This window comes from Janthinobacterium sp. CG3 (assembly GCF_000344615.1).
In the GTDB taxonomy this organism is placed as follows: Bacteria; Pseudomonadota; Gammaproteobacteria; order Burkholderiales; family Burkholderiaceae_D; genus Janthinobacterium.
On the sequence record NZ_KB467824.1, the window covers coordinates 2,331,358 to 2,347,763 of the forward strand.

Genomic DNA, 16,406 nt, shown 5'->3' on the forward strand with positions numbered 1-16,406 from the left:
CGGCGCCTTGTCGCCGCCGGAAAGCCGCGGCGGCGCGGCGTGCCTCGCGCAGGGATTTGCGCCGATACAGGCGGCGCCGTTCCCGGCCCGTTGAGCCATATCACTTTACGAGGCGCCGGAACCTTATAAAATCATCGGAAATGACTTCCTCGATGCGCATGCCGGCGGCGAGTGGACAGGTGGGAAAATTTTCGGAGGGGAAATGGTCTGCTCAAGCCGCGCACCGCGCGTTTCCGTTGTGATTACCACCTTCAATCGCTGTGCCTTATTATGCGTCGCCATCGACAGCGTGCTCGCGCAGGACTTTCCAGTCCATGAACGCGAAATTATCGTCGTCGACGATGGCTCCACCGACGACACCAGGTCCACGGTCGAACAACGGTACGGCGACCGGGTACGCTATCTATACAAAGAAAATGGCGGAATCAATTCCGCTTGCGCCGCCGCGTTCGACGCGGCGACGGGCGACATCGTCGCGCAGCTCGATTCCGACGATTATTGGTATCCCAGCAAACTGTCGATCTGCGTGCCCTTGTTCGACCAGTCGCCCGACGTGGTGGCGGTCATCCACGATCTCGACATCTACAAACCGGACAGTTCAGCCGTCAGCGGCACCAGCTGGCAACACCTGAACGTCTTGCTGTCGGAGGCCCCCTGTGACGGCTTGCTCTCCTACCTCGACGGTTATCCGATTCCCGCGACCACGTCCGGCTCCCTGTGGCGACGCTCCGCGCTGAAGCATATCCTGCCTTTTCCGGCGGGCTTGTGGGGGTTCAACGACGCCTATTGCGTCAGAAATATCGTTTTTTATGGCCGCATCTGCGCGATCAAAAAGAGCCTGGGCGCTTACCTGGTACATACCAGCAACGATTACGCCGGCGGCACCATGCGCGCCGACAAGGCCCGGCTGGAAAGAAGCATCCGCGAGTCGCGCATCATGTCCGAGGAGTTTAATCGACGTTGCGCGCTGTTCGGCCGCGCTCCCGGCAAACGGCGCATGCTGATCCAACAGTTAGCGTTGCTCGACAGTTGCGTGTCGCTCAGGCTGCTGGATAGCGGCAAATGGCCGGTGGTGAAGTGGATTATTGACAACGAGCTTGGCATTCCGGCGCTGGCGCAAATACAAAGCATCTTGAACGTCGCGCTGCCATCGAGGCTCGCTGTCTTCATCAAAAACAAGGTGATAGGCAGGTTTGTATCGCTTGATTGAGGCCAACGCAAAAAACCCGTCCAGGCTGGAGAGTCCTGGACGGGGCGAGGGAAAGCTCAATCGACACTAAAACGACTGGCGCAGGCCCACCATCACACCGGTGCGGCGCAGCTTGCTCAGCCGGGGCGAGTCGCCCCACCAGTAATTGACGTCGTCGCGCGCGGCGCCGTCCCTGGCGTCGGTGCGGTCCGCTTCCAGGTAAACGCTGGTGCGCTTGGACAGCGCGTAATTGGCGACCAGCGCGACGATGTCGGCCTTGCCGCGGCCGGCGCCGGTGGCGAAGCCGGTCGCCGCGTTCGAGCCCATGCCGCCGGAGACGTTGCTGGCCGAGCCGGGCGTGACGACGCAGACGCCGGCGCAATCGGACTGGCGGTAGCTGTAATAGCCGCCCGACAGGCTTAACGCCGGCGTCGCTTGATAGCTGACGCCGCCAAACGTCATCTTGCGGCTGCGCTCGCTGGCGCCCTCTTCGCGGTTGTGCAGATGGCCCAAGTACAGCTTGGCCGGGCCGATCGCGTAGCCGCCGCCGGCGGTCCAGGTCTTGGCGGTGGTGGCGCCGTCGACCGCCCTGGCCTGTTCATAGGCGCCGCCCAGGTTGAGCGGGCCGGCCACGTAAGCGAGGCTGGCGCCGTACGTGGCGCCGTTGCGGCCGCTGCCGCCGCGTTCGCCGAAGCCGTAATCGAGCTGCACCGACAAAGCGCCAAACGATTTCGCGTAGACCACGCTGTTATTGATCCGATAGCCCATGAAGAAATTGTCGCCGCCGACGAAAAACGGGTCCGAATAGTAGATGCCGCCGATCGGCTGGTAGTCGAAGGCGACGTTGAGCGCGTTGTACTGGCGGCCGAAGGTCAGGCTGCCGAAGTCGCCGGTCAGGCCGACGTACGCTTGCCGCCCGAACAAGGTGTTGGAGCCGACGTTTTGCTGCTTGCCCTGGCCGGTGTCGATGCCGATGCCCGACTCCAGCTGGAACACCGCGCGCAGATCGCCGCCCAGATCCTCGCTGCCCTTGAAGCCCCACTTGCTGGCGGTCAAGCCGCCCGACACCAGTTCCGTCACGTCCTTGTTATTGCCGTCGATATTGGTGGAATGGCGCACCGCGGCGTCCAGGTTGCCATACACGGTGACGTTGCTGGCGTGGGCGCCGCCAGCGAGCGCCAGCGCGGCGGCCAGCGCAGAGAGTCTACATTTCGGCTTCATCAGGGTTCCTTTATGTACAGAGGCAAAATGGCGTTCACGAACGCCGGCTTACTTCACATCCTTCAGCCATTTTTCCAGCATGTCCGGATGCGACTTGATATAGGCGGTGGCCTCCTTCTCGTAGGACGTGTCCTTGGCGCGCAACATGATTCCCTCCAGGTCGGCCAGCGGAATCTTGAAATTGCTGATGAACGCCGCCGCCTTCGGGAAGTCCTGCTCGAAACCCTTGCGCGCGATCGCGTGGATCGCCTCGGCGCCACCCAGCGCCTGGTTCGGGTCTTGCAGATAACGCAGCTTGTATTTGGAGAACATCCAATGCGGGGTCCAGGTCGTGACGACGATCCACTCCTTGCGCTTGATGGCGCGGTCGAGCGCGATCACCATCGCCGCGTCGGAACCGGTCTGCAGCTTGTAGTTGTCGAGCTTGTAGCTCTTCAGCGCGCCCTCGGACGCCTTCATCAGCCCGGCGCCGGGATCGATGCCCTGCACCTGGTTTTTCAACTGCTTCTGCACCTCGGGCTTGCCCATGTCGGCGATGCTGTTGAGCTGCGCTTCCGGCACGTAGGCCGGCACTGCCCAGCCCAGCTTGGCGTTGTCGTACAGCACGCCCATGTCGACCAATTCGCCCGACAATTTGTCCCAGTAAGCCTTGTGCGTGGTCGGCAGCCAGGACATCAGCATGACGTCGAGCTGGCCCTTGGCGACGCCCTGGTATTGCAGGCCGATATCGGTCATCACCAGCTCGACCTTGTAACCGAGTTTCTGCTCGATCACCTGCTTGGCGATATTGGTGACCGCTTCCGCGTCCGACCAGGCGGTCCAGCCTATGCGCAGCGCCTTGCCGTCGGCGGCGCCGGCCGCCGGCGCAACCGCGAAGGAAAGGCCGAGCACCAAGGCCGGGCACAGTGTCCGCCATCGTTGATGGCACTTATTAAACATTTGCTTCCCCTTATCACTACAACCATGAATATCCACCGTTGCCGTCGATGGTGCAAGAGTGTCTTGCGGAAACGATGCAGACCTCCAGAGCATACTGTGGGGGTTTCGGCGGCAGCGCCCCATAAGCGACATGTATACGATCAAAAACGTCGCCGTGGTTGCCACGCCACAGTGGCGTGCACCGCGGCAGTGCGATTCAGGCGTGTGGCTCGGGCGGCACGGTAGAATGCTCTTGCTTGGCGGCATTACGGCCGCCGGGCCGCCGCCCCTTTCACCCCAGAACCCACCATGATTCAACGCCCCGCCCGCCCGCTATTGTCCCGCCTTGCCCTGGCCTGCGGCGTACTCGGCCTGTCGGCGAGCTGCCTGGCGCGCACCGTCAGCGTGTGCATTCCCACCAACCCCTTCCCGCCGCTGACCTTCACCGACCACGACGGCCAGGGCCAATGGCTGGTGCGCAAGGCGCTCGCGCTGCAAGGCGACCAGGTGCAGTTTGCCGTGGTGCCGTGGTTGCGCTGCACCGAGGGGGTGATGGCCGGCGCCTACGACGCGGCCCTGCCGCCGTCGGCCATATACGCGGCGTCAATGGCGTTTCCGATGAGCGAGGGACAGGTCGACACGCAAAAGGCGGTCGGCGCCGTCACCATGGTGGTGCTGCGCCGCATCGGCAGCAAAGCCAACTGGGACGGCAAGGCCTTCAGCGCGCTGAGCACGCCCGTGATGTTTAACAAAGGCATCGTCTCGGTGCGGGAAAAACTGGCGAAGCTGGGCGTGCAGGGCGACGAGGGCGCGCAGGCCAACGAATCGCTGCTGCGCAAGCTGCTGGTCGGCCGCGGCGACCTGCTGGTGATGAACGGCCTGGCCGCCGCCAACGAGCTGGCCAACGGCGACATGGCCGGCGAGCTGGAGCTGCTGCCGGCGCCGTTCCTGTCGTTCACGCTGTACCTGGCGTTCAACCGCGACTTCCAGCAAGCCCACCCGGCCTACGTCAACGCGGTCTGGAGCGAAATCGGCCGCCTGCGCGCGTCGCCGGAATTCATCAAGCTGGCGCCGGCGCTGGCGAAATAGGCGCTAGCCCGCGGCGACCGGCTTACGAGTGTGCGCCGGCGCCACAGTCAGCACATTGCCCATACAGCGTCAATTCGTGTCGCTCGACAGTAAAGCCCTTCGGCGCCAAGCCCGTCATGTTGCCCGGGCAGCCGTCCACATCAAACACCCTCTTACACACGCCGCACTGGAAATGGTGGTGATGCCGGTGTCCGGTCGATTCGTAGCGCGGGCTATCTCCCGGCAGGGCGACGACCTGAATGGCGCCTTCATCCACCAGCAACTTGATGTTGCGGTACACCGTGGCGATGCCCACAGCGGTCCCGGCGTCTCTCGCACCGTCCAGGATTTCCTGCGGCGAAAGGGGCCTGTGTGCCGCGTCGATGATGGCGGAGATTGCGGTGCGTTGCCGTGTTGATCGTTCCATTGCGCTGGTGTCCCGGTTTTTCAGTCTTTCTAGAAGGTAGTCATGATAGTCGAAGCACCGTCTTCAAGACAGTTCCGGCGTCGTTCTCGGGCGATAAATTGCTGAACAGCTATTTTTCCATGTTATGATAATGATATACCATTATCATTAAACATGAAACGCTGAAAGAACGCCATGTCTCGCAAACCCGTCCCCGTTACCGTGCTGTCCGCCTTCCGTACATCAACTCCCGCCTTCTCCACTCATCGCCGACGCATTGGCCAGGCCGTCGCCATGGCGTGCATGGCGTCGCCCGCGCTTGTGCTAGCGCAGACCCATGCCACGGCCCCCGAGGCCACCCTGCAAACGGTCGTGGTCAGCGCCGACTTGGAGCGCGGCATGACGCAGGACGCGCCGGCCGCGGTCGGCTCGCGGCTCGGCCTGAGCCTGCGCCAGACCCCGGCCTCGGTCGAGGTCATCGGCCAAGACCTGATCCAACAGCGCGGTGCGCGCACCTTGGAAGAGGCGATGCGCGGCGCGGTCGGCATCAGCGTCGGCGGCAGCCCGTCCTCGCCAGGGCTGGCGTCCACGCGTGGATTCAACGGCGGCTTCGTCACTTACCTGTTCGACGGCGTGCGCATTTCCACGCCGACCATGTCGAGCCGGCCGCAAGACAGCTGGAATTACGCGCGCATCGAAGTACTCAAGGGTCCGGCGTCGGTACTGTATGGCGAAGGCGGCATCGGTGGCGCGGTCAATTTTGTCAGCAAACAGCCCGATCGCAGCAACCCCGGCTCGGAAGCCCTGATTTCCTACGGTAGTTTCAACTCCTCGCGTGCCGCCATCGGCAACGGCGGCGCACTGGGAGAAACCGCCGCCTATCGCTTCGATCTCAGCCACCAGCAATCCGTTGGCCATGTCGATCGCGGTGGCCAGCAACTCGATCACCTGACCACCGGCCTTGCCTTCGAACTGGCGCCGCGTATCACATTGGACCTGTCGCTCGATTATCTGCGCGACGACGTCGACGCCTATAACGGCACGCCGCTGGTCAGCGGCGCTTTTGCGGCTGGCAATGCCACCTCGGTAGTGAGCACCAGCGACGGCCGGGTGATCGACCGCCGCATGGCTAAGCGGAATTACAACGTCGCCGACGCTCGCATGGATTCCGACAGCCTGTCGACGCGCGCGCGCCTGAACTGGCAGTTATCCGATGCCTGGATATTGCGCAATGACTTCAGCTATTACAACGCCCACCGCCGCTGGCGCAACGCCGAACAGGCCGTGTTCAACAAGAGTTCCGGCATGATCGATCGCGACCAGGTGGATGTCGGACACGATCATGAAGTCTGGGGCAACCGACTCGATCTGAGCCATGAGGGCAAGGTCGCCGGAATGGGAAACCGTTTTGTCGCCGGGCTGGAATACACCCACACTGATTTTTCGACCGAGCGCCGTTTTTCCAATGGTTTGGTGGCCGCGCCGGTCGATCCATTGAATCCGCTCGTCGGTTTCTACAATAGCGATCCGGCGCTCATGGTTGGCGGCGGCAATCGCACCGACATGACGGCAACGATCCCGGTGACCTCGATGTTTGTCGAAGACGCGCTGAAGCTTAGCGCTCAGTTTACACTGGTAACCGGCCTGCGCCACGACCGGATTCGTTTAGAGCGCACCATCGCCGACCTCAATACCGGCGCCAACAGCGCATTCACGAAAAACTACAGCGCCAATTCGCTGCGCTTGGGCGCCGTGTACGACCTGTCCAAGGCGACCGCGCTATATGCGCAAATCGCCGACGCGGCGGCGGCGGCCGGCACCTCCAACCTGCTGTTGCTATCGGCGGCGAATGCCAAATATCCGCTAACACGCGGTAGGCAAGTGGAACTGGGCGTCAAGCAAAGCCTGCCGGACGCCCGACTGGAATGGACCGCCGCCGTCTACCAGATCGAGCAAAGCAACATACTCTCGCGCGATGCCGTCATCCCTACTTTGACCGTGAATAATGGCCAAGTTTCGTCACAGGGCATGGAACTTTCCGCAGCGTGGCGCGCCACCCGGCAATTCAGCTTGTCGGGCAACCTCGCCGTCCTCAAAGCGCAATTCGATACCTTGGTAGAGGCGGGAGGCGTATCGCGGATCGGCAATGTCCCGACCAACGTGCCCGAGCGCACCGCCAACCTGTGGGCCGATTACCGCTTTGCCGGCCTGCCCTTGTCGGCCGGTGCCAGTCTCAGTCATGTCGGCGCAATGTACACCGACAACGCCAATACGGTGCGCATCAACGGCTACACCTTGGCCGACGCCTATCTGGGCTATCGCCTGCCCAAGGCACTGGTCACTTTGCGCGTACGCAATCTTGGCGACAAACTGTACGCCACGTGGAGCGGTCCCAGCGCCGCCAACCAGCTGATATTGGGATCGCCTCGCAGCGTCGACCTGACCGTCAAGTTCGACTTCTGAGCAGCGACGCATGCGCGCCACACTCAAGCCAACTCCCGCCGGGCAGCGGATCGACTTGCTCGATTGCGTACGTGGCTTTGCGCTGATCGGTATCTGCATCGCCAACCTGGTGAGCTTCGCCGGCCTGTACGTGATGACGCCGGATCAGCTTAGCGCCCTGCCGTGGCCGGTCGCCGATCGCATCGTGTTGTTCCTGGTCGACTGCTTCGTCGAGGGTAAATTCTATACACTGTTTTCCGTGCTTTTTGGCATAGGATTTGGTTTGCAGGCAGGCAAGGCAGAACGTTTGTCGGCACCTTTTGCCGGGTTCTGGTGTCGTCGCATGGCCGCCCTGTGTTTGTTCGGGCTGATTCACCTCTTCCTGATCTGGTATGGCGACATCCTCACGCTATACAGTGTCATGGGCGTGCTCTTGCTGTGTTTTCGCACGCTGAAGTCCCACCATCTGCTGTGGTGGATCGGCGGCTTGTTACTGATGCCGCTGGCGATACAGACCGGGCATTTTTTGACGTCGGAGCAACCGTTTTGGCAATCGTTGGCCCAGTTGCAAACGCAATTGAAGACGCATTGGGGTTTTGCCGGGAGATCGCTGTTCGAGATGCGCAGTTCGAACAATGGCCTGGAAATACTCGCCTCCAACATGGTCAATGCCGTTACGCGCCCGATGAGTTATTTACAGTCCGGACGGCCGTTCCAAGTGCTGGGACAGTTCGTCCTCGGTTTCTGGATAGCGCGCGAGATACTGCCCCGCTTGAACGAGCCGACATTCCTCCGCGCGCGCTCGCCATGGCCGTTTGCCTTGGTTGGCCTGGTGTGTAGCGCGGTCTATGCGGCAATCAAGGCGTACACCCACTCGCCCAGCTCCGAGGGCGCGCTGGGCATGGTTCAGTCGCTGGTGTACCACGCCGGCAGCACCACGCTGGCGCTGTGTTATCTGCTGCTGATCGCGCGTCTGTGGCAGGCGCCCCGGTGGCGCGCGATGGTCGCATGGCTGCTTCCATTGGGGCGTATGCCGCTGACGAATTATCTCTCGCAAAGCGTCATCGCGTTGCTCTTGTTCTATGGTTTTGGGCTGGGATGGATGGGCGAATTTCCATTCGCCGCCCTGATTCCACTGACCATGTCGATCATTCTGTTGCAACGCGCGCTGTGCCAATGCTGGCTGCGACATTGGCAGCAAGGCCCGCTGGAACGACTGTGGCGATGGCTCGCCTATCCGTAAGCATCCCAGGTGTGCTTGAGGTCGGACGGCGGGCATGGCACATGGTCGGTCAGCTATCGACCGCAAGCGGACAGCCGAGCTTTGCGCGCCGACTTCCGGCATAGTATTCTGCTTGCCATAGGTCGAAAGTGCGCCGCGCGGGTGCTCTGTACTGCGCCAACGCGTTCCAAACAGGCTGAACAGCCAAAAGAAAGCATGACAATGCAAGAATTGAGAGTTCTGAAGGATGCGGCCATGTGCCAGCCAAGTCGCTGGCGCGGCAGCGCAGCCATCGCGGTGCTGTGTTGCCTGGCAATGTCGGGTTGCTCCAACTGGATGAAGGCTGGCATGCTACAGATACGACCTTTCACGGGATTCAACGATGTTTCGACGGCGTCTTTGGTGCACGTGGATAGCACGGCGTCAGGGCAAACACTGGCTTTGGCGCAACAGTTGCAGCAGGCATATGCCGCAGCACAAACAACAATTGAGCACACACACGGCGCCGGCTTCAAGTCTCCCAACGTATATGTCTGTGCGAGCGAGGCTTGTTATGCCAAATATGTAATGATCGCAGACTCCAGCGCCGAAACTGGACAGGGCGGCAACACTGTCATCCTGAACGCCGTTCGGCTCCTGAAAAACGACAGCGGTCTGCCAATTTTTACGCATGAGTTATCGCACATATTCTGGTTCCAACACGGCCAGCGGTGCGCGCCGCGCTGGTGGCTGGAAGGGATGGCAGTGGCCAGCTCTGGTGGTGGTGCGGAGAAGGTCAGCGACGCGCAGGCGCGACAGTTGCTGCGTGAAGGTCAGGCTTTTCGACCAGCGTTGGAGAATGGTTGCTTCAAGCCCGCCCAACGCGGCAGCTTAAGCTGGGCAGCCTACTACCGACAAGCAGCGATGTTCGTCAGTTACCTCAGAGAAAGCGCGCCACGCTTTGCACACGCGCTCGAACTCATGCGCCAAGGCGAAAACGTGGGGATAGCCCTGCAAACCGCGTACGGGCAGCCGGTGGCAGAGCTGTGGGAACAGTGGCGCAAGAAAGAAATGGTGCTGGCTCAATAGACAAGGCTGGAGCGAAGACGGAAAGCACACCGTCACGCTACAAAACGGGGTCAGGTCTCGATATGGTGGTTTCGTTGCCGACCGGCAGCTCCATCGGCGCGCCGGCCCAAACGCTGTCGGACGGGCCGGCGGCGGCCCGCCGCGCCGAGGCGCGCGCCATCGACCACAGCGCCAGCGCGCCGGCCGCCGCCACCACGTCGACGCCCAGCGCCGCCGCGCTGCCATGCGCCCACAGGTTAAGCGCGGGAAACGCCCACGCGAGCAGGCTGGTCAGCGGAATCGCCGCGGTGCCGGCCGCCGCCAGCCGCAGCAGGGTCGGCGCGGCGTTGCCGGCGCCGCGCAGGAAGGCCCAGGCCACGCTGGCGACGAAGACGGCGTAGTAAATCCGCCGGTGCCATTCGTCGGGCGCGGCCACCCTGCCCTCCAGCCATTTGGACGCGGCGATCGCCAGCGAAATGCCGGCGACGCAACCGACGGCGACGCCAACCGTGCCGGCCGCCAGCAGGCGCGCCGAGCGTTGCTGGACCACCGGCCCGGCGTTCTTGCGCGCGGCCTTGCGCCGCGTTTCGACCCACAGCAGATTGCCCGAATAGAACAGGAAGGCGCCGGCCAGGCCCAGCAGGAAATAGCTCCAGCGCACCGCCTCGCCGCCGAAACTGCCCAGGTGCAGCGAAAAGAACGCCGATACCGGCGCCGACCAGGTGCCCTGCGCACCGGGGAAGTAGGCGGTGTTGACGATCTCGCCGCTGACCGCGCTCATCACCAGGAAACCTTCGGCGCGCGTCATATAGCGGCCGTCGTGGCCGGCCACGCGCACCTGCGCCCCAGCCGTGCCGGGCGCGCGGTAATGCAGCGCCGCGACCGCGAAACCGGGCGACGCCGCGCCGACCCGCGCCAGCAGCGCGGCGGCCGGCAGCATCGGCGCCGGGCTGCCGTCCGGCGCGATGGCGGAGTACGCGCTGCCGGCCTTCATCATCGGCGCCAGCCCGTCCTTATAGATAAGCTTGTCCTGGACGTCGTAAAACTGGTCGTGCAGGCCGAACGTCACCGCCGTCAGCGCGATCACCAGGTGGAACGGCAGGCTGGCGATGCCGACGACGTTGTGCGCGTCGAGCCACATGCGCTTCAGGTTGCGCCCTAGCCGCAGCGCGAAAAAGTCCTTTACCAGCGACGGCAACAGGATGATTACGCCCGACACCAGCGCCACCGCGTACAGCAGGCTGACGACGCCCATCAAGTGCTCGCCCAGCTCCAGGTCGCCGGGAACGCCGCCGGTGCGGTGCAGCGTATCGACAAACTGCGCCAGCCCGGACGGATGCAGGCGCTCAACCCGCAGCGCGCCGTCCGGCCCCAGGTTGGCCGACAGCGGCGCGCGGTCGCCGCGGCCCTTCTGCCAGGTCAGGCGCGCCGGCAGATGCTCGGCCTCGCCCAGGTGCAGCGTGAACTCCTTGCGCGCGTCCGGGCGCGCCGCCAGCGTTTGCGCGATCAAGGCGTCGGCCTGCGCCAGCGTCGGCTTGCTCAAGCGCGTCGGCGCCGAGGCCCAGCGCGCCAGCGGCTCCTCGAACATCGTGATGGCGCCGGCGTAGAAGGCGATAAACAGCAACAGGCCGCTGACGATGCCGGTCCAGGTATGCACGGTTTTATACAAACGGATCACTTCAGTACGCATCGACGCCTCAGGAAAGAAAATGGCGGCAGGCGAACAGCCCGCCGAAGGCCAGCGCGTTGGCGCCGCCCAGCCACAGCCAGGCCCGCGCACCGCTGCGGAACAGGAACACGAAACTGAGCACGCTGGCCCAGACCGGCGCCGCCAGCCACATGGTCAGTTGATACTTGTTGGTCGCCGCCGGGCCGCCGGGGCTGAGCCAGGCGAACAAGCCGCACAGCGAGATGGCCAGGCCGAAGCCCAGCACGACGCCGGCGACGCTCTTGCTCCACCAGTCGAGTCGAATGGTCGCCATCGCTAGCGCCCCCTGCGCAGATTGCGCCAGGCGGCCAGGTACGGCAACGCGACCCAGCACAACATGGTCAGCGTCAGCATCGTGAAAATGGCGGTGGCGACGTGCATCAGCCGCAGCCACAGCAGCATCGCGGCCAGGGCCAGCACGGCGCCGGCGAGGCGCCCGGCGAACGCCGGCCAGGGCCGCGCCAGCCACTGCTGGCGCGGCGCCGCCAAATACAGGCACAGCGAGGCGGCGCAGGTGGCCGCCAGCGCCAACCAGACGAACCAAGGATCCATCATTTTTTCTCCAGGAAAAAAGCCAAGCCGCGCGACAGCGCCGGCTCGACGCCGGTGGCCTTGCCGCGCCGCGCCGCCTTGCGGCTCATCAAAACCAGCCTGGGAAAGGCGGCGTTGCCGTCCAGCGCGTACAGCACCGGATAGCCGGCGCCCGCCGCGGAGGTATCGACGCCGCCACCGCTTAAAAGTCCGTCGCGGCGGCCAGCTTGAAGACGCGCGCCGCGCCCTGCGTGACGAAGCCGTCGTTGAACGAACCGGCCCAGTAGCTCTTGTCGAACAGGTTCTCGACGTTGGCGCGCAGCACCACGTCGCGGCCCATGGCGCGGGCGGCGTAGCGCGCGCCAAGGTCGTAGCGGGTCCAGCTGCCGATCTGCTGGGTGTTCTTGGCGTTGACGAACTGCGCGCCGGTGTAGATCGCGCGGGCGTTCAGCGCCAGCGCCGGCAAGGCCGCCACCTGCCACTCGGCGCCCAGGTTGGCCTTCCATTTCGGCGTGCCGAACGCGGTGTTGCCGTTGTTCGGCTTGCCCTCGCCGAAGGTCAGCTTGCCCTCGGTGTAGGCGAGCCCGCCCTGCAACTGCAGCTGCGCGCCGACCTGGCCGAACGCGCTCCATTCCAGGCCGCGGTTGCGCTGGCCGCCACCGATGCCATACAGCTTGCTCTGCTCGTCGTAGACCACGCCCGGCTTCTTGATCTGGAAGGCGCTGACGGTGTGGGCGAAACGGCCCAGGTCCCATTTGAGGCCCGCCTCGACTTGCTTCGCCTTGTACTGCGGGAATTCGAAGCCGTTGTTGTTCGACTGCGGATCGTTCACCTTGCTGCCCTGGCTCAAGCCCTCGATCGCGTTGGCGTACAACGACACCGGCGCGTCCCACGGCTTGAGCACTAGCCCCAGCGCCGGCGTCAGCGCGCTCTTGTCATACTCGAGCCCCTTCACCCCCTTGCCGTCGAACGTGGCCGACTGCACCCGCTGGTGGCGCGCCCCCAGCGTCAGCAGCACCTTGTCGCCGGCGAACGCCAGCGTGTCGGCCAGCGCGACACTGGACAGGGTGGCGTCGCCGCTTTGCAGCGGCGCGCCCGGCGTGGCGGCCAGCAGCGGCGTCACCGGCTGGTAGATGTTCGACTTGTACAACGGGCTGTTCATCACCGTGGCGCGGCCGCCGTCGAGCCGGATCGCGTTGGCGCCGAGCGTCATCTGGTGCTTGACCGGGCCGCTGGAAAAGCGCGCGCGCAGGCCGACCTCGGCCGACACCGTGTCGCTCGAGCCGCGCTGGTTGTAGGTCTGGCCGTCGTAGTCGCCGGCCGCGTTCTTGATGCGCGCGCGCGTGCCGTTGATGTAGCCGGCATAGCGGTAGCGCATCGCGCCCAAGCCGGCGTAGGCGTTCAAGCTGTCGCTGAACTCGTAGTCGGCGTGCAGCAGCGCCGCCTGCGTGTCGAGCTTGCCGAAAATGCCGCGCAGCAGATTGGTGCCCGCCTTCGGCGGCGCGTTCACGCCCGGCCCGGCGAACGTCGCCATCCACGAGCTGCCGTTGGTGATGTGCTCCCCGTCCTTGTAGGCGTCGAGCGACATCCGCAGCTTCTCGCCGCGGTAGTCCAGCGCCACCGAGGCCAGGCTGCGCTCCTTGTTCTGCCCGTCAACGCCGACCTTGCCGTCGCGGTAGGCCGCGTTCACGCGCACGCCGAAGCGCTGGCCTTGGCCGAAACGCTGGCCGACGTCGAGGTGCACGCCGAGTTGCGACTCGCCGCTGAAGTCGGCCGCGACGCGGCGCAGCGGTTCGTCGCCGGCGCGCTTGGGCACCAGGTTGACGACCGCGCCGACCGAACCCTGCGGCGCCATGCCGCCCAACAGCGCGCCCGGCCCCTTCAGCACCTCGACCCGCTCCAGGAACTCGGTCGGCACGTGGCCCTGCGGCGCCACGCCGTACATGCCGTTGAAGGCCAGGTCTTCGTTGCTGATCTCGAAACCGCGGATGCTGAAGTTCTCGTAGATATGCCCCTCCGACGTGGTCGCGCGGATCGACGGGTCGTTCAGCAGCACCGCCGCCACCGTCGACGCCTGCTGGTCTTCGATCAGCTTGGCGGTGAAACTGGTGGTGTGGAAGGGCGCGTCCATGATGTCGGTGTTACCCAGCATGCCGAGCGCGCTGCCGCGCGCCACGTGGCCGCCGGCGTAGGCCGCCGGCAGCTCGTCGGGCGAGGCGGCGGCCGTCACCTGGATGGTGCGCAGCACGGTTTCGCCGCTGGCGGCGTCGGCGGCGGCGCTTGTAGGCGGCCCCTTCGGCGCCACAACCAGCACATAGCCGGCGTCGGTCCTGCCGATGACGAAGGCGCTGCCGCGCAAGAGCGCGTTGAAGCCCTCCTCGACGCCGAAGCCGCCCTTCAGCGCTTCGCTGCGCAAGCCCTGCACCTTGTCGGCGTCGAGCGCGACGGCGACCCCGGAGCGCTGGGCGAAACGGTTCAGGGCGGCCGCCAGCGGGCCGGCCGGGATGTCGTACTGGACGACGGCCGCCGCCTGGGTTTGCGCGGCGGCGTGGCCGCCGAGCGCCAGCGTGCTGGCGAAGGCCAGGTGGATGGCCAGGGCCAACGGGATCAGGCGCGCCTTCGGCGCGCTGGCGGCAACTACAGATGCGTGTTTGGACAACATGGTCAGCACATTCCTATCAGATGGGGTACATGCCCTGGACGGGCGTCAAACGGGTGGCACTGGCTAGCACTGGGCGTGCGTCGCGGTCCACTTTCCTTGCTTTCACCTACCTTGACGCGCGAAAACGGAAAACTGGAACCTGCCGATGAAAATATTTTTGGGGGATGGGAGTGAAGGGAGGGGAATGCTGCTTCGGCGTTGAATGCGTCAAAACCAAGGGCGTAAGCCCGGGGTCGGACGCGAATGCCGCTAAGTTGATATTCCGTAGGTCGGATTAGCGACAGCGTAATCCGACGCCGAGCCGCTGCCGACGCCAGTCGGGTTACGCCGTGCCGGCTAACCCGACCTTCGAAATCCTTCACTTAGCGGTATTAGGGTGTGACCTCGGCTCTTTGCCTTTGCTCTTTTTTGCGTCGCCGGCCGGCGCTAGTCGACCAGCACCAGATACTTGCTTATGGTGCGCACGCGCAGCGTCGGGAAACTGTGCAGCAGCAGTTGCAGCGCGCGGTCGGTGTCGTCCAGCGGCAGCACCGCCGTCACCGTCATGCCGGCCAGGCGCTGGCGGTCGTACTGGATGCGGCCCGGGCGGTGCCGGGCCAGCTCGTCGAGCACCTGCGTCAGCGGCCGCTCCTGCACCACCAACTGGTGCTGGCGCCACGCCTCGGCGACGCTGCCGGCGTCGATCCGCGCCAGCGGCCCGACGCCGTCGGCGCTGATGCGCACCGCCTCGCCGGCGCTGACGACGACGCCGTCGCCGGGACGCCGGGCCGCCTGCACCGAGGTGCGCGACTCCAGCATCGTCAGCTCGGTGGCGGCGCCGTCGCGCCGCACCACGAAGCGCGTGCCCAGCGCGCGGATGCTGCCGTGCGCCGTCTCGACGACGAACGGCCGGCCGGCCTCGCGCGCCACCTCGACCAGCACCTCGCCGCGCACCAGTTCGAGCGCGCGGCGGCGCCGGTCGAAGCGCAGGTTGACGGCGCTGGCGCTGTTGAGGGTAATGCGGCTGCCGTCGGCCAACTGGTGGCTGCGCCACTCGCCGGTGGCGCTGCGCAGGTCGGCCGCCAGATAGGCCGGCGGGTAGCTGTGCATGATCAGCCAGGCCGGCCCGGCCAGCAACAGCGCCAGCGCCAGCGCGGCGCCCAGGCGCTTGCCGCGGCCGACGTTGGCGCGCGCGCCGAACTGCGCGTTCAGCGCGGCGCGCGCCGGCCGGCTGTCGTGACCGGCGCCGCCCGGCCCGCGCATCTGGCCCAGCAACCCCTCCAGGCGTGCGGCCGCCGTGGCGTGGCGCGCGTCGGCCCGCTTCCACGCGGCGAAGCCGGCGGCGGCGGCGGCGCGCTCGGCCGGGTCGTCAGCCGTTAGCCGCACGATCCACTCGGCGGCCTGTTCGGCGACGCCGTCGGCCGGCCGGGCGCCGCTCACGCGCCCTCCCCGGCGAGCGCCTGGTGGCAACGCAGCAGCGCCTGCACCAGGTACTTTTGCACCATCTTGGTCGACACGCCGAGCTGGACGGCGACGGCGGCATGGGTTTGCCCGTCCAGGTAATGCAGCATGAAGGCCTGGCGCGCCTTGGCCGACACGCCCCGCAGCGCCGCGCCGATCTGCTCAAGCGCCTGCAAGGCGATGAGGATCTCCTCGGGCGACGGAAAACCGGCGTTGGCGTCGGCGGTGGCGGCCAGTTCGGCCAGGTAGGCTTGTTCGATCAACTGGCGCCTGGCGCGGTCGAGCATCAAGCGCTTGGCGGTGGTGGTGAGGAAGGCGCGCGGCGCGCGTACGCCCAGCAGCGCGTCGCGCGAGGCGACAATGCGCACAAAGGTGTCCTGCGCCAGATCGGCGGCGTGGTGCGGGCAGCCGAGCTTCTTGCGCAGCCAGCCGTACAACCAGCCGTGGTGGCTGCTATACAACTGTTGCAGCTCCTGTTGAAGCGCGCACTGCGCGACCGCGATGGACATGACCGTTTTCCCCGCCGGGCGCCGGGCGCCTGTGAATATGCAA

The 16,406-nt window shown here is 65.2% G+C and carries 15 protein-coding genes; 5 read left to right on the forward strand and 10 right to left on the reverse strand.

What is annotated here, in order from left to right; translation table 11 throughout:
• Positions 1 to 202 precede the first annotated feature (202 nt).
• Entirely contained in the window at positions 203 to 1,210 is a 1,008-nt protein-coding gene (locus JANGC3_RS30755; RefSeq protein ID WP_081611813.1) for a glycosyltransferase family A protein, read from the forward strand.
• Positions 1,211 to 1,276: 66 nt separating this feature from the next.
• On the opposite strand, the gene JANGC3_RS0110075 is transcribed toward JANGC3_RS30755, so the two are convergent.
• Both JANGC3_RS0110075 and JANGC3_RS0110080 read right to left on the reverse strand, forming a co-directional pair.
• Positions 1,277 to 2,410, reverse strand: a complete 1,134-nt coding sequence (locus JANGC3_RS0110075) for a porin (RefSeq protein ID WP_017876369.1) — start codon at positions 2,408 to 2,410, stop codon at positions 1,277 to 1,279.
• A gap of 48 nt (positions 2,411 to 2,458) precedes the next feature.
• Entirely contained in the window at positions 2,459 to 3,349 is an 891-nt protein-coding gene (locus tag JANGC3_RS0110080; RefSeq protein ID WP_051068270.1) for a glycine betaine ABC transporter substrate-binding protein, read from the reverse strand.
• 288 nt (positions 3,350 to 3,637) lie between these two features.
• Between JANGC3_RS0110080 and JANGC3_RS0110085 the strand changes: the two genes are divergently transcribed.
• Positions 3,638 to 4,417, forward strand: coding sequence for a hypothetical protein (locus JANGC3_RS0110085; RefSeq protein ID WP_157406554.1), 780 nt, complete (start codon positions 3,638 to 3,640; stop codon positions 4,415 to 4,417).
• A gap of 22 nt (positions 4,418 to 4,439) precedes the next feature.
• Here the strand turns inward: JANGC3_RS0110085 and JANGC3_RS0110090 are convergent, their stop codons facing one another.
• Positions 4,440 to 4,823, reverse strand: coding sequence for a Fur family transcriptional regulator (locus JANGC3_RS0110090; RefSeq protein WP_017876372.1), 384 nt, complete (start codon positions 4,821 to 4,823; stop codon positions 4,440 to 4,442).
• Between the two features lie 174 nt (positions 4,824 to 4,997).
• Here JANGC3_RS0110090 and JANGC3_RS0110095 point away from each other — a divergent pair, with 174 nt between their 5' ends.
• From JANGC3_RS0110095 to JANGC3_RS32545, 3 genes are all read left to right on the forward strand, one after another.
• Positions 4,998 to 7,265 (forward strand): TonB-dependent receptor, encoded by a 2,268-nt coding sequence (locus tag JANGC3_RS0110095; protein ID WP_232429684.1) that lies wholly within the window; start codon positions 4,998 to 5,000, stop codon positions 7,263 to 7,265.
• 10 nt (positions 7,266 to 7,275) lie between these two features.
• Positions 7,276 to 8,487 (forward strand): DUF418 domain-containing protein, encoded by a 1,212-nt coding sequence (locus tag JANGC3_RS0110100; protein WP_017876374.1) that lies wholly within the window; start codon positions 7,276 to 7,278, stop codon positions 8,485 to 8,487.
• A 195-nt stretch (positions 8,488 to 8,682) separates the two neighbouring features.
• Positions 8,683 to 9,534, forward strand: a complete 852-nt coding sequence (locus JANGC3_RS32545) for a hypothetical protein (RefSeq protein WP_157406555.1) — start codon at positions 8,683 to 8,685, stop codon at positions 9,532 to 9,534.
• Between the two features lie 37 nt (positions 9,535 to 9,571).
• Here JANGC3_RS32545 and JANGC3_RS0110110 read toward each other — a convergent pair whose 3' ends face one another.
• The 7 genes from JANGC3_RS0110110 to JANGC3_RS0110140 form a co-directional block, all read right to left on the reverse strand.
• Positions 9,572 to 11,203: a PepSY-associated TM helix domain-containing protein gene (locus JANGC3_RS0110110; protein WP_035787592.1), complete on the reverse strand. Its 1,632-nt coding sequence runs from the start codon at positions 11,201 to 11,203 to the stop codon at positions 9,572 to 9,574.
• Between the two features lie 7 nt (positions 11,204 to 11,210).
• Complete coding sequence (locus JANGC3_RS0110115) at positions 11,211 to 11,495, reverse strand: hypothetical protein (protein ID WP_017876377.1); 285 nt, start codon at positions 11,493 to 11,495, stop codon at positions 11,211 to 11,213.
• Positions 11,496 to 11,497: 2 nt separating this feature from the next.
• Positions 11,498 to 11,776: a hypothetical protein gene (locus JANGC3_RS0110120; RefSeq protein ID WP_157406556.1), complete on the reverse strand. Its 279-nt coding sequence runs from the start codon at positions 11,774 to 11,776 to the stop codon at positions 11,498 to 11,500.
• Positions 11,773 to 11,910 (reverse strand): hypothetical protein, encoded by a 138-nt coding sequence (locus JANGC3_RS32550; protein WP_017876379.1) that lies wholly within the window; start codon positions 11,908 to 11,910, stop codon positions 11,773 to 11,775. Before JANGC3_RS32550 ends, JANGC3_RS0110120 begins: the two co-directional genes overlap by 4 nt.
• 44 nt (positions 11,911 to 11,954) lie before the next feature.
• The gene (locus JANGC3_RS0110130; RefSeq protein WP_157406557.1) at positions 11,955 to 14,414 is read right to left on the reverse strand and encodes a TonB-dependent receptor; all 2,460 of its coding nucleotides are present in this window, start codon (positions 14,412 to 14,414) and stop codon (positions 11,955 to 11,957) included.
• A gap of 426 nt (positions 14,415 to 14,840) precedes the next feature.
• Positions 14,841 to 15,833 carry a FecR family protein gene (locus tag JANGC3_RS0110135; protein WP_017876381.1) on the reverse strand — a complete coding sequence of 331 codons (993 nt, stop codon included), beginning with the start codon at positions 15,831 to 15,833 and terminating at the stop codon, positions 14,841 to 14,843.
• Positions 15,830 to 16,363 (reverse strand): sigma-70 family RNA polymerase sigma factor, encoded by a 534-nt coding sequence (locus tag JANGC3_RS0110140; RefSeq protein WP_017876382.1) that lies wholly within the window; start codon positions 16,361 to 16,363, stop codon positions 15,830 to 15,832. The genes JANGC3_RS0110135 and JANGC3_RS0110140 overlap by 4 nt, the downstream gene beginning before the upstream one ends.
• Positions 16,364 to 16,406: the final 43 nt, after the last annotated feature.

What these genes read in the sequence shown, in the direction of transcription:
- JANGC3_RS0110080 (WP_051068270.1), bottom strand. Translation starts at nt 3,349, where the DNA reads ATGTTTAATAAGTGCCATCAACGATGGCGGACACTGTGCCCGGCCTTG.
- JANGC3_RS0110115 (WP_017876377.1), bottom strand. Translation starts at nt 11,495, where the DNA reads ATGGCGACCATTCGACTCGACTGGTGGAGCAAGAGCGTCGCCGGCGTC.
- JANGC3_RS0110140 (WP_017876382.1), bottom strand. Translation starts at nt 16,363, where the DNA reads ATGTCCATCGCGGTCGCGCAGTGCGCGCTTCAACAGGAGCTGCAACAG.
- JANGC3_RS0110120 (WP_157406556.1), bottom strand. Translation starts at nt 11,776, where the DNA reads ATGATGGATCCTTGGTTCGTCTGGTTGGCGCTGGCGGCCACCTGCGCC.
- JANGC3_RS0110100 (WP_017876374.1), top strand. Translation starts at nt 7,276, where the DNA reads ATGCGCGCCACACTCAAGCCAACTCCCGCCGGGCAGCGGATCGACTTG.
- JANGC3_RS0110090 (WP_017876372.1), bottom strand. Translation starts at nt 4,823, where the DNA reads ATGGAACGATCAACACGGCAACGCACCGCAATCTCCGCCATCATCGAC.
- JANGC3_RS0110095 (WP_232429684.1), top strand. Translation starts at nt 4,998, where the DNA reads ATGTCTCGCAAACCCGTCCCCGTTACCGTGCTGTCCGCCTTCCGTACA.
- JANGC3_RS32545 (WP_157406555.1), top strand. Translation starts at nt 8,683, where the DNA reads ATGACAATGCAAGAATTGAGAGTTCTGAAGGATGCGGCCATGTGCCAG.
- JANGC3_RS0110075 (WP_017876369.1), bottom strand. Translation starts at nt 2,410, where the DNA reads ATGAAGCCGAAATGTAGACTCTCTGCGCTGGCCGCCGCGCTGGCGCTC.
- JANGC3_RS0110110 (WP_035787592.1), bottom strand. Translation starts at nt 11,203, where the DNA reads ATGCGTACTGAAGTGATCCGTTTGTATAAAACCGTGCATACCTGGACC.
- JANGC3_RS0110130 (WP_157406557.1), bottom strand. Translation starts at nt 14,414, where the DNA reads ATGTTGTCCAAACACGCATCTGTAGTTGCCGCCAGCGCGCCGAAGGCG.
- JANGC3_RS30755 (WP_081611813.1), top strand. Translation starts at nt 203, where the DNA reads ATGGTCTGCTCAAGCCGCGCACCGCGCGTTTCCGTTGTGATTACCACC.
- JANGC3_RS0110085 (WP_157406554.1), top strand. Translation starts at nt 3,638, where the DNA reads ATGATTCAACGCCCCGCCCGCCCGCTATTGTCCCGCCTTGCCCTGGCC.